Origin of the sequence: uncultured Dokdonia sp., assembly GCF_947492815.1 — a bacterium.
GTDB lineage: Bacteria > Bacteroidota > Bacteroidia > Flavobacteriales > Flavobacteriaceae > Dokdonia.
Genome location: NZ_CANLOB010000021.1, coordinates 29,586 through 41,283, shown reverse-complemented (window position 1 = coordinate 41,283; position 11,698 = coordinate 29,586). Strand labels below are relative to the sequence as shown.

The 11,698-nt window shown below is 33.1% G+C and carries 14 protein-coding genes; 5 read left to right on the top strand and 9 right to left on the bottom strand.

Annotation, left to right across the window (positions count from 1 at the left end; all coding sequences use genetic code 11):
• Positions 1-32: 32 nt before the first annotated feature.
• The 4 genes from Q1A01_RS17000 to Q1A01_RS16985 all read right to left on the bottom strand — a co-directional run bounded on the left by Q1A01_RS17000 (position 33) and on the right by Q1A01_RS16985 (position 1,271).
• Positions 33-239: a hypothetical protein gene (locus Q1A01_RS17000; protein WP_299683379.1), complete on the bottom strand. Its 207-nt coding sequence runs from the start codon at positions 237-239 to the stop codon at positions 33-35.
• 29 nt (positions 240-268) lie between these two features.
• On the bottom strand, positions 269-478 hold the full coding sequence (locus tag Q1A01_RS16995) for a hypothetical protein (RefSeq protein WP_299683377.1): 210 nt from the start codon (positions 476-478) through the stop codon (positions 269-271).
• A gap of 129 nt (positions 479-607) precedes the next feature.
• Positions 608-1,051, bottom strand: coding sequence for a hypothetical protein (locus Q1A01_RS16990; protein WP_299683375.1), 444 nt, complete (start codon positions 1,049-1,051; stop codon positions 608-610).
• Positions 1,044-1,271: a hypothetical protein gene (locus tag Q1A01_RS16985; RefSeq protein WP_299683373.1), complete on the bottom strand. Its 228-nt coding sequence runs from the start codon at positions 1,269-1,271 to the stop codon at positions 1,044-1,046. Before Q1A01_RS16985 ends, Q1A01_RS16990 begins: the two co-directional genes overlap by 8 nt.
• Positions 1,272-2,078: 807 nt before the next feature.
• On the opposite strand from Q1A01_RS16985, the gene Q1A01_RS16980 reads away from it, so the two are divergent.
• The 5 genes from Q1A01_RS16980 (at position 2,079) to Q1A01_RS16960 (ending at position 6,924) form a co-directional block, all read left to right on the top strand.
• Complete coding sequence (locus tag Q1A01_RS16980) at positions 2,079-2,939, top strand: DUF4349 domain-containing protein (RefSeq protein ID WP_299683371.1); 861 nt, start codon at positions 2,079-2,081, stop codon at positions 2,937-2,939.
• Between the two features lie 291 nt (positions 2,940-3,230).
• Positions 3,231-3,827 (top strand): SprT-like domain-containing protein, encoded by a 597-nt coding sequence (locus Q1A01_RS16975; protein ID WP_299683369.1) that lies wholly within the window; start codon positions 3,231-3,233, stop codon positions 3,825-3,827.
• A 7-nt stretch (positions 3,828-3,834) separates the two neighbouring features.
• Entirely contained in the window at positions 3,835-4,923 is a 1,089-nt protein-coding gene (locus Q1A01_RS16970; RefSeq protein WP_299683367.1) for a mannose-1-phosphate guanylyltransferase, read from the top strand.
• A 29-nt stretch (positions 4,924-4,952) separates the two neighbouring features.
• On the top strand, positions 4,953-6,401 hold the full coding sequence (locus Q1A01_RS16965; RefSeq protein WP_299683365.1) for a DUF389 domain-containing protein: 1,449 nt from the start codon (positions 4,953-4,955) through the stop codon (positions 6,399-6,401).
• A 10-nt stretch (positions 6,402-6,411) separates the two neighbouring features.
• Positions 6,412-6,924: a hypothetical protein gene (locus Q1A01_RS16960; RefSeq protein ID WP_299683364.1), complete on the top strand. Its 513-nt coding sequence runs from the start codon at positions 6,412-6,414 to the stop codon at positions 6,922-6,924.
• An 11-nt stretch (positions 6,925-6,935) separates the two neighbouring features.
• Here Q1A01_RS16960 and Q1A01_RS16955 read toward each other — a convergent pair whose 3' ends face one another.
• The 5 genes from Q1A01_RS16955 to Q1A01_RS16935 form a co-directional block, all read right to left on the bottom strand.
• The gene (locus tag Q1A01_RS16955) at positions 6,936-7,697 is read right to left on the bottom strand and encodes an ATP-binding cassette domain-containing protein (protein WP_299683362.1); all 762 of its coding nucleotides are present in this window, start codon (positions 7,695-7,697) and stop codon (positions 6,936-6,938) included.
• Positions 7,697-8,434, bottom strand: coding sequence for an ABC transporter permease (locus tag Q1A01_RS16950; RefSeq protein WP_299683360.1), 738 nt, complete (start codon positions 8,432-8,434; stop codon positions 7,697-7,699). Before Q1A01_RS16950 ends, Q1A01_RS16955 begins: the two co-directional genes overlap by 1 nt.
• Before the next feature lie 74 nt (positions 8,435-8,508).
• Positions 8,509-9,636, bottom strand: coding sequence for an alkaline phosphatase (locus Q1A01_RS16945; RefSeq protein ID WP_299683358.1), 1,128 nt, complete (start codon positions 9,634-9,636; stop codon positions 8,509-8,511).
• Positions 9,637-9,705: 69 nt separating this feature from the next.
• Complete coding sequence (locus Q1A01_RS16940; RefSeq protein WP_299683464.1) at positions 9,706-10,557, bottom strand: glycosyltransferase family 2 protein; 852 nt, start codon at positions 10,555-10,557, stop codon at positions 9,706-9,708.
• Positions 10,558-10,601: 44 nt separating this feature from the next.
• Positions 10,602-11,663, bottom strand: coding sequence for a 3-oxoacyl-ACP synthase III family protein (locus tag Q1A01_RS16935; protein WP_299683356.1), 1,062 nt, complete (start codon positions 11,661-11,663; stop codon positions 10,602-10,604).
• Positions 11,664-11,698 lie beyond the last annotated feature (35 nt).

The following is an 11,698-nucleotide window of genomic DNA, read 5'->3' as shown; positions in this document are numbered from 1 at the left end:
TAGATGACTTTAATATTGTGAATTGCTCTTTATTAGAACCTACAGAAGTTTTCTAAGAATACTTGGCCGTTTACCTCAAAAGAGATGCCACAGCCTGAACTACAGAATGGGCAATCGCTGTCACTAGTGCATTCTATAAATTGGGCTTGACAACCTCCCCAGAATCCTCCTTTAATTTCCTTTTGTTCGGTGTTTGATAATGTTCTAACACCTTTTAAGTTTAATGTTTTCTTTAACATGTGATACGTTTTAAATGAAGATTATACTTTTAATTAAATTGACATACGTCAGAAAAGTCTATAGGTCCTTGTGGGGTATCTACAGTAATTCCACAACTACGATTACATGGACAGTCACTGTCATCAAAACATTGAACAAGTTGAGGTTGACAACCTCCCCAGAATCCTCCTTTAATTTCTTTTTGCTCGGTGTTTGATAATGTTCTAACACCTTTTAGATTTAATGTTTTCTTTAACATAGTAATAAGGTTTTATGAGTTATTATTAATACTCTATTAAGATACATTCTTTTAGTTGTTAAAAACCTTATTTTGAATAGGTTAGTGTCCTATTTTGTTTAAAATGAGGAAGTGTTTTTTAAGATAGTATCATTTTTCAGGAGTCCTTAGAATCACTTTGGAAGAAATGATTTCTTCATCATCTAATATTACTTTGGTACGCGCTATAGTAGCAATGATTGTATCTTTTTTATTGCTCGTATAGGTGATGATTGTACGTATATCTGTAGTACTTGTATCGTCTTGAATTATAGTATCTAACAGGGTAATGTCCTGTATAGTTTCTTGATGGTTTATATGCAATGATGTTGTAGTGTCAATGGGTTGTTTGAAATTTGGGTATTGATCTTGAAGTTTCTCAGTATCTATATGATCTTGAATTTTCTCTAAAATTAATGCTTTATAAGCATCTTCTAGAGAAATAGTTATCGGTGCTTTTTCTTTTGCAATTGTATCATTAGTAGACGTACTATATTCTCTATTAGAACATCCTAATACCATACATATACCTATAAAGAGAATTGCTTTATTCATGGTTTGTTCTAAATTTTAGTTTTACAATCTGATTTCTTTTTTTTATAGATTCTATTATTTCAAAACCTTGTAAGCTTTTTGTAGGGGTAGTAAGTTTATTTATAAAGGCTTCTTTAGTATAAAATTCGACTCCTAAATTATATGGAAGGACTTGTATTAAAATGGCATCTTTTGCAATAAGTTGTTGTAATTGTTGTCTGCGTTTTTTCCAATCGTTCACGTTGTTATTTGCGTAGAAATGCAACATCAAATTGTAGTCATCAGTTAATAATGGAATGTCTTCAGATGCAGCAGTATCTATATATCTTTTAATGGTATCTGTTTTATGATAAGGCGATTGTACTACAAATTGTATATAGTCTTCCTTTGTTGCCCAAGTGAAACAACCTATACTATCACTTTTTATATGGGTTGGTGATTGATTATCATTTATAATAGTAATATCTAGCGGAATGTTATCAATGTATGCATTTCTATCAGTATCTATAAAACAGAAACGAAAAGTGTTTGTTGTTTTAAAATAAGAACTTGTAAGTGAAATAACAGTAATTAAAATAATGAGTCCTACACCTACATATAGGTATGAGATAGGTGTTTTCTTTTTCTTTAGTGTTGTTGTTTGTTCTTTGCTAAAAGTAGACCATGAAGTATATCCTGCATAATGAGATAATAGATTTAGAATATCAACTCTTGGAAGTTTTTTAGGTTCATTTTTGAAATAGGTGTAAAATGATTTTTCACTAATACTCCCATTTACTTGTGCTATTAAGTCTTCTTGGAATAATACAATATCCTGTCCTTTCCAAGAAGCTATCGGTTTATCTATAGTAGGGTGGTTCTTCCTAAAAGTAGTCAGAACTGCTTGTGTTAATGTAGTAAATAGTATGTGTTCTTCTTTTGTGATAACGTTCTTGCTATTAGGTTTTTATGGTTTGTAAAATGATTTACAAAGCCTTTACAAGTGGTATACAAAGCTTTTTAAAGCATTGATTTTATGTTTGACTTCAATAATCAATATGAATTAAATATGAAGACACAAACATCAATTTTAAAGGTACTATTTCTTTTTATAGTTTCATCATTTTTATATACTTCATGTAGTCAGCATGAAGGTGATGCTAATTTTGAATCTATACCTATAGAACATACGGGCGAAACTCCAGCATTCAAAGCTGTTGCGGTTAATGAAAAGGGAAATTCAAAATCCAAAAATACACCATCAACAATAAAAATCATCAAAAATGCTTCTCTTAAAATGGAGGTAGCTGATGTGGTGTATGCTACTCGTATAGCACGTAATTATGCACAACAATACGAAGGTTATATTTCTGATGAACGAATGAGTACATACGCATATCGTAAGGAGAATAGGTTTACCATACGTATTCCACAAGCTCATTTTGATACGCTGTTAGATAGTATAAGTAAACTTTCTAAAGCTATAGAAACCAAAAATATCACTACGGTAGATGTGACGGAAGAGTATGTAGATATTCAAAGTAGGCTAAAAACTAAAAGAGAAGTAAAAGATCGCTATGAATCTATATTAAGAGGAAAAGCAAAAACAGTAGAAGAAGTACTTCAAGCCGAAGAGAAAATACGAGTTCTTCAGGAAGAAATAGAATCTGCAGAAGGGAGATTGAGATATATGTCTAACAAAATTAGTTACAGTACTATACAGGTAGACGTATACCAAGAACTTCCTGTTATAGAAAAGCCTAAAAAAGAAGGCCCTTCTTTTTTAAAAGAAATGGGAGATAGTATGCGCATTGGACTTTCAGTATTAGAAGCCCTTGTACTTTTATTAGTCCGTATTTGGCCTTTATTAATGATTGGCGCAGGAATTTGGATATTTTATCGTATTAGAAAAAAGAATCGGTTGAAATAGTGGTATTGGAATACGCGTTGGTTTGCTTTCGCGAAAGCATAATAATTTTGATTATCAATTAATTGTAGTTTTTTATTATTTGCTCAGATGAGAGGTGTTACATGAAGATCCTGCTGGATACTGAAATGAATTCAGTAAACAGTAGGATTTTTGTTTGTAGAAAGAGCAGGAGGATAGCTAACTATTTTAAATTTGTTCGAAGGCTTTTTAAAATAGATTTGATTTATAAAATGAAACACTTTTAGAACTTGTCAGACATATAGAATATTCTTACTTTAGAAGAAGATTCCTATGGTAGAAATACTTAAAAAATATATTCCTGAACGTGCAGTGCAACCTACTTTTGAACTTATCAAAACGCATGGAGTGTATCTGAAAATTGTAAATGAACGTATTACTCGACATGGAGATTATAGGAGAATGCCAGATGGTCAGCATCAAATAACCGTAAATGTAAGCCTTAATAAATATCGATTTTTGATAACACTTATTCATGAGATAGCTCATTTGGTAGCTTTTGAAAAGTTTGGGCGTTTTATAAAGCCACATGGTAAGGAATGGAAACAAACTTTTCAGTTGCTAATGCTACCGTTTATTAGACCTGATGTTTTTCCGCAAGAAGTATTGCCATATATAGCACGTCATTTTAAAAATCCTAAGGCAAGTAGTGATACAGATGCGCATCTATCTGTAGCACTCAAAAAGTATGATCCACCCACTGATAAAAACTATATCTTTGAGATACCTCAAGGGTCGAGATTTAGAATATATAATGGTAAAATTTTTAGAAAAGGAAACAAACGTGTAAAACGCTATGAGTGTGTTGAGGTAGCCACGGGAAAGGTATATTTATTTCAGCCTAATGCTGAGATTGAACAATTGGATTAAGAAAAGTATGAGTACAAAAAATAAAAATTATTACGCATTATTAATGGCTGGTGGTGTTGGTTCAAGATTTTGGCCTGTAAGTGTAGAAGCCTATCCGAAACAGTTTCATGATATGTTAGGAACAGGGGAAACTCTATTGCAAAAAACCTTTAAAAGATTAGCAAAACTTGTTCCTGAAGATCAAATACTTATTCTCACCAACAGTATTTATAATGAATTAGTAAAAGAGCAAATTCCTGAGATTCAGCAAAAAAATATCGTGTTGGAATCTGCCATGCGTAATACAGCACCATGTATTTTATTATCTGCCCTTAAAGTGGAAAAAGAAAATCCAGATGCTGTCATGATTGTTGCGCCTAGTGATGCTTGGATTGAAGATGAAGACGCTTTTGTAAATGATCTTCAAATTGCATTTGATGCTTCAGAAGAAGAAAATGTAATTACAACATTAGGTATTCAACCTACATTTCCTAATACGGGATATGGATATATAAATTATGACCAGTCGGATTCCGCTTTCGCGAAAGCGGTAAAACGTTTTACCGAAAAACCTGACTATCCTACAGCAAAGCAATTTTATGAAAGTGGAGACTATTTATGGAATGCCGGGATGTTTATTTGGAGCGCACAAACCGTTTTAAATGGGTTTAAAGCGCATCTTCCTGAGATGTATGCACTATTTGCTAATGGAATCCCTGTATATAATACGCCAAAAGAGCAAGCATTTATTGATCAATATTATCCCGAAGCTGAAAATATAAGCATTGATTACGGGATTATGGAAAAACATAAACAAGTGAAAGTAGTTCCTGCTACTTTTGACTGGAATGATTTAGGAACATGGGGGTCTTTATATGAAAAAATGGATAAAGATCAGGATGAAAATGCCATTATCAATGCGCGCGTACTTGCTACAAATACGTCAGGCACTATTATTAGAACAGCAAGTGATAAAGTAGTAGTGGTAGATGGACTTCAAGATTATATTATCGTTGAAAAGGAAGATGTTCTCGTTATTGTGCCAAAATCAAAAGAACAAGACATTAAAGAAATACGTAACGCTGTACAATCAAAATTTGGTAATACCTTAGGGTAAGTAAAGGTCAAATTTATAGTTTGAAGAATATGGACGAAACTGATAAAGAAATTCAACAGAATAAAGAAGCTGTAAAACAGGACGCAAAAGGACTTTGGGAAAGTTTAAAGTTGTTTGTTGTAGAACTGCTTGATTTTAGAGCAGATACAGATCGTGAGGTGACTATTGAACACATCAAGAGTGATATTCCTTTTAAAGGGGCCACTGCTTGGATTTTAATCTGTTCTATTTTTGTGGCTTCTATTGGATTAAATGCAAATTCTACCGCAGTTGTAATTGGAGCCATGCTTATTTCTCCTTTAATGGGACCTATTTTAGGAATAGGAATGTCTATTGCAATTAATGATATTTTCACGCTCAAAAAATCATTTATCAATTTTGGTGTAATGATTCTTCTAAGTGTGCTTACTGCGTTTTTATTCTTTTGGTTATTTCCTTTACGCGAAGAATCTTCAGAGTTATTAGCGCGTACTAAGCCAGATATACGAGATGTATTGATTGCCTTTTTTGGAGGATTGGCTTTAATTATTGCTCGTACTAAAAAAGGAACCATTGCTAGTGTGATATTTGGTGTAGCTATTGCTACTGCCTTGATGCCACCTTTATGTACGGTAGGATATGGTCTAGCTGAAGCATTTATTGGAAATGAAAAGGGCCTTGGTTTTGCAGGAGGTGCTATGTATTTGTTTTTAATCAATACCGTGTTTATTGCTCTTGCTACGTTTATTGTACTTAAAGTGTTACGATTCCCGATGATTCGGTATGCAAATTCTAAACGTAGAAAAAATATTGCCAGGCTTACCTCTATTGTTGCTTTTTTAGTAATGATTTTTCCTGCGTGGACATTCTGGAGTGTTTATAAGGAAAGTACTTTTAAAAATGATGCAAAACGATTTATAGAAAAAGAATTTGATGCCTTACCTAACGCTGGTTTTATTAAAAAATATGCTAGCTATACCTATAATAAGAGTGATATTTCTAGCATCGATATTACTCCATTTGGAAATGATAAGATATCTGAAGAGACTATGAATGTTCTTAGAGCAAGGCTTCAAGATTACAATGCGTTGCAAGGAGTTCGATTAACATTGCCTTTTCAAAGAAATGATGATGGTGATGATTATAAGGATGAGGTGCGTTATATGGCTGAATTACGATCTAGAGATTCTTTAGATATCCTTAATAAGGATCAAAAGATTATTTATTTAGAACAAAAAGTATTGCAGTTAACCAAACTTGAGGAAGCATTGATTCCATTTTCAGAAATTTGCGAAGAAGCAAAGATTCAATATGAAAACCTTAAAGGCTTAAGTTATTCTAGGACGTATATGTCTAATCTAGAGAATATAGACACACTTACTGTATTTGATGCTGTATGGAAAGATTCTATAGCAGACGATGTTCTAGTAAAAGACAAAGAGCGCTTGTATAAATGGTTAGACTTTAAACTGAAGTTAGATACACTTATTGTGCGATAACTATTATAGATTGAAAAAGATATTACAATTACTCATTTTAGTAACTTTTAGTTTTAATGTATTATCCCAAAATATAATAATAGAACCTGATATAAAGATTGATTCTACGACACTTAAAATTAATAAATTAGGCTATGAATATTATGCTTATAATTCCTATGATAATAAAAAAATAGATTCATTAACAATTGTTATTGGTACTATAGGGACAAGTGTTACAGCTTTAAAAATTAATTTAACAGAACCCCCAGAGGTTTATATTACTTTGTGGTCTGACTACCCAGAGTATGATGACAAGAATGCATTAGATGTTAAATTAGAATATTACGATCTGACATTAAATGATACAACATTTAATAAAGACGATCGGGTTATGGGAAGGATAAAAGGAAAATCTGAGCCTATCAAAAATAATTTAGGAGAGTACCAACTCGAGTTCGATGGAGAATTTAGCCATATTGTCGGAAAATTATTGATAAAAAGAAAAGCTAATCAAAAGTATAGAATATTAGATAATTATTAAACTATAATGGTTTACTGAGTGTTCTGAGCTTTTCGAACCATTTTAAATAGATTTGAAGAGTATACAAAATTAGTCACTTCTTCATTGTCGGTTCTAAAGATTTGAGTTTTATCACCTTCCCAGGCAAGGCGTCCCTCTTTAAGGAAAACAATTTTTTCACCAATTTCCATAACAGAGTTCATGTCATGGGTATTAATAATTGTTGTGATATTAAACTCTTCAGTGATTTCCTGAATAAGATTGTCAATCACCGTTGCCGTGTGTGGATCTAATCCTGAGTTAGGCTCATCACAAAAAAGATACTTAGGGTTGTTTACAATGGCTCTTGCAATGGCAACACGTTTTTGCATTCCACCAGATATTTCTGAAGGTAATTTGTGATTAGCATTTTCAAGGTTCACACGATCTATTACTACATTTGCACGTTCTCGCATTTCTCCTTTTTTCATCTTCGTAAACATCTGTAAAGGAAACATAATATTTTCCTCAACCGTCATAGAATCAAAAAGAGCACTTCCTTGAAAAACCATTCCTATTTTCTCTCTAATAGCTCGTTGTTCTTCAAAATCTAAATCAGAATAGCAAATACCATCGTATAGGATTTTACCACTATCAGGTCTAAATAGCCCGAGCATGCTTTTGATAAAAACTGTCTTTCCAGATCCACTCTGCCCAATAATAAGATTGGTCTTTCCTTTATCAAAAGAAGTCGTTAGTCCTTTAAGAACTTCAACATCACCAAATCCTTTTTTTAAATCTCTTACTTCTATCATTAGCTTAACAACATTTGAGTTATAAAATAATTGGTAACAATAATAGCGACACTCGTCCACACAAAGGATGTGGTACTTGCTTTTCCTACTTCAAGAGCACCTCCACGCATGTAAAAGCCATGAAATGAAGGAATTGTAGCGAGTAAGAAAGAGAAAATAAATGTCTTTAGGAAAGCATACGTAATATGAAAAGGAATAAAATCATCCTTTAGGCCTGTTAAGAATTGATCTTCCGTAGTAAAACCACCATAAACAGCAGCTATGTAAGCACCTAAAATACCCAAAAACATCGCAATGGCAATCACAAAAGGATAAAAACACATGGCTACTATCTTAGGAAATACAAGGTAGTTTAAAGAGTTAATTCCCATGACTTCTAATGCGTCAATTTGTTCTGTCACTCGCATCGTACCAATACTAGAAGTAATAAAAGATCCTACCTTTCCAGCCATAATAATAGATAAAAAAGTGGGTGCAAATTCTAGAATTACAGATTGTCTTGAAGCAAATGCTATTAACTCTTTTGGTATAATAGGATTGGTTAGATTAAGGGCTGTTTGAATAGCAACCACCCCTCCTACAAAAAAGGAGATAAAAGCAACAATCCCTAAAGAACCGATAATTAAATCATCAATTTCTTTAAAAATTAATACTCTTAAGACCTTACCTTTTGTTGGTTTGACAAAAGTTTCTTTGATCATTAAGAAGTATTTACCGATATCGTGTAGATATGTCATGCAATTGCTTTGAAAAAGCTAAATTAATAAAATAAACGTGCAGAGCGTTATTTTGTTATAGCTTTATGAACGTTCTATAATTTGAGTAATGTTTTAACTTTCTTATAAACTTCTGTGTTTTCATAGATTCCAGAAAATTCTTCGGCACCAGGGCCATATGCAAACACAGGAACCATGGTTGCCGAATGTCCGCCAGTGGAAAACGAAGGTTTAATTTTATTATAATTACCATCATCAGAAGCGAGTGTGAAACCGCCTGTTTCATGATCGGCAGTGACAATAACTAAGGTGTTTTTATCTTTCTTAGCAAAATCAAGAACCTTTCCTAAAACAACATCAAAATCTATCATTTCTCCGATAAGATAATCTGCATCGTTGGCATGTCCTCCCCAGTCTATTTGGGAACCTTCTACCATTAAGAAAAAACCTTTATTGTTTTTCTTTAAATATGATAAACCTAAAGTAGTCGCATCATACAAGAAAGAACCTCTTCCGTCAATCATTTTTGGCATCCCTCCATCGGCAAGCAAGAATCCATATTTCTGATCTAAGCTTGTAGGTATATTTGGATTAAGAAATGAAGTTGCCATTACAAAACCATTTTTAGAAAGTTCGCTTAACAAATCTTTTTTATCTGTCCTGTTATTAAAAAATTGAAGTCCACCTCCTGCAAAAAAATCTACAGAAGAGTAGGTAAGCGCTTCTGCAATTTCTTCTTCCATTTTGCGATACTTTACATGTGCGTAAAAACTTGCAGGTGTAGCGTGTGTGATTGTTGAAGTAGCAATCACTCCCGTAGCATAACCTCGCTCAGATAACTCTTCTAAAATAGTAGGAACAGCAATTGTATCTGTATTTACTCCTATAGCACCATTATAAGTTTTAATACCAGATGCAAATGAAGTCGCTCCTGCTGCCGAATCTGTAATAAGATCACTTGAAGAAGAAGTCTTTATAAGTCCTATATGTTTAAAGCGTTCATAATTAGAAGGCTTTGAATGGTAAAATTGCGTGGCTGATATTTGGCTTAAACCTGTACCATCTGCAATTAGCATGATAATATTTTTTGGTGTTTTTTTCTTTGTTGCTGGTACTTTTGGGGTAGCAGGAGGCTGCGATGTAGCAGGGAGTTCTTTGGTAGCACAAGAGAATAATAAAAACAAAGAAGCGATTGCTATAAGGTGTAATCTAGATGTAGACATAGTGTATGCTTTAAAAGGTGTAAAAATACTAATATATCAAGGCGATAGTATCAGGATAATGTTAAGAATTTAGGGTGTTATTTTAGAAATAATACCTTTCCATCTTAATTTTCTAATAAAGATGCCCTCTTCTTTAGAAACAAGATACGGTTGTTGCTTTCGCTTTGCGCGAAAAAAACCACTCATATAATCAAAAAAGAATCCTATTTTCTTTTTGCGAAATGCTAGTTTTAACGAAGCAATCGTAGTGAGTATAAAACCATATCGCATGCCGTAAAAAGCTTCTCCTTGTTTATATTTAGCTGCTTTTGTATAGGTGTTTCCTGTAGGTTTTAAATGTTTTACAGCGAGTTGTTCGTTTGTTGCAATACGCCATCCATGATACTTGGCTTGTAATTCATCAATGGTATCCCAGCCCATTGCAGTTTTGAGACCATTTATTTGTGTAAAGCATTCTTTTCTGTATGCTTTTAAAGCGCCTCTTATATGATCTTTATTAGTGAGATTTTCTAAAACCCATTGTTCTTCTTTTTTTATATGACAGAAACCTCCAGCCATACCCACTTTGGAGTCTTGTTTAAAATGAGAAATAATGGTTTCTATATACTTTTGGGGAAAGATAAGATCTGCATCAAATTTGCATATAATATCATAGTTGTTGTCTAAAGTGTCTAATCCCTTTTGAAATGCTTGGATTACTTTACTGCCTGGTAAATGTTGTGCTTCGGCATTAGAATTTACAAGAGATATGAATGGGTACGCTTTCGCGAAAGCGGATATCACCTCCTCCGAATTGTCAGTACTATGATCATTAACAACGACAATTTTTTTAGGCAATACCGTTTGCGCAACTAATGACTCTAATGTTTGAGAGATAAGTGTAGCCTCATTATGGCATGGTATGACTATGTAGACATCCATCATTATGTTGGTTTTTTAAACCTCATTTTGTGGGGAGTCCCGTGTTAATATCTATAGGCAATTGCATTAATATTCATGCCAGCACCAACACTAGCAAATATGATTAAATCACCTTTATGTATTTCTTGATCTTTTATTTTACCGTTGATCACAAGGTCAAATACAGTAGGTACTGTGGCAACAGAACTATTTCCTAATTTATGAATGCTCATAGGCATTACATTTTCAGGCATAGGATGCTCACATAATTTGAAAAAACGTTCGCAAATAGCTTCGTCCATTTTTTCATTTGCTTGATGAATAAAGATTTTTTTTACGTTTTCAATTTTTTCTCCACTTTTATCTAAACAAACTTTCATAGCTTGTGGAACATGTGTTAATGCAAAATTATAAATCTTTCTACCATGCATTTTTATATACCTAGTATCTTCGGGTTCTTCTTGATTATTTGATTTTCCAAAAAACAAGAAATAAGCTTCGTCATATGTATAGGTTGCAGATTCAAAGGAAAGAATGCCTGTCTCATTATTTGCATCCTCTTCTATAATAGTTGCTCCGGCACCATCACTATAAATCATACTGTCTCTATCGTGCGGATCTACTACACGAGATAAAGTTTCTGTTCCAATGACAAGACATCGTTTTGCCATTCCAGCTTTAATAAATGCTTGTGCTTGTATAACACCTTCGATCCATCCAGGACATCCAAATAGAATATCATAAGCAACACAACGAGGGTTTTTAATACGTAAACTATGCTTTATACGAGATGCAAGACTTGGGACAAGATCACTTTGCTCTCTGCCCTTTTGTACATCTCCAAAGTTGTGGGCAACAATGATATAATCTATCGTTTCAGGATCTATATCGGCATCAGAAATTGCTTTTTCAGCTGCAAAAAAACCTAAATCTGAAGAAGTAAGATGATCTTTAGCATACCTGCGTTCTTCAATCCCAGTAATAGCTTTAAACTTTTCTATAATAATCGTGTTTTCATGTTTTATAGAAGAGCCATCACTATTTAGAAATAAGTGGTTATTAAAATCTTCATTTTTTTCAACCGCGCTAGGGATATAACTTCCTATTCCTGTAATCTTAATACCCATATATGGACTTTTTGTTAGTATTTGGTAAAAGTAAT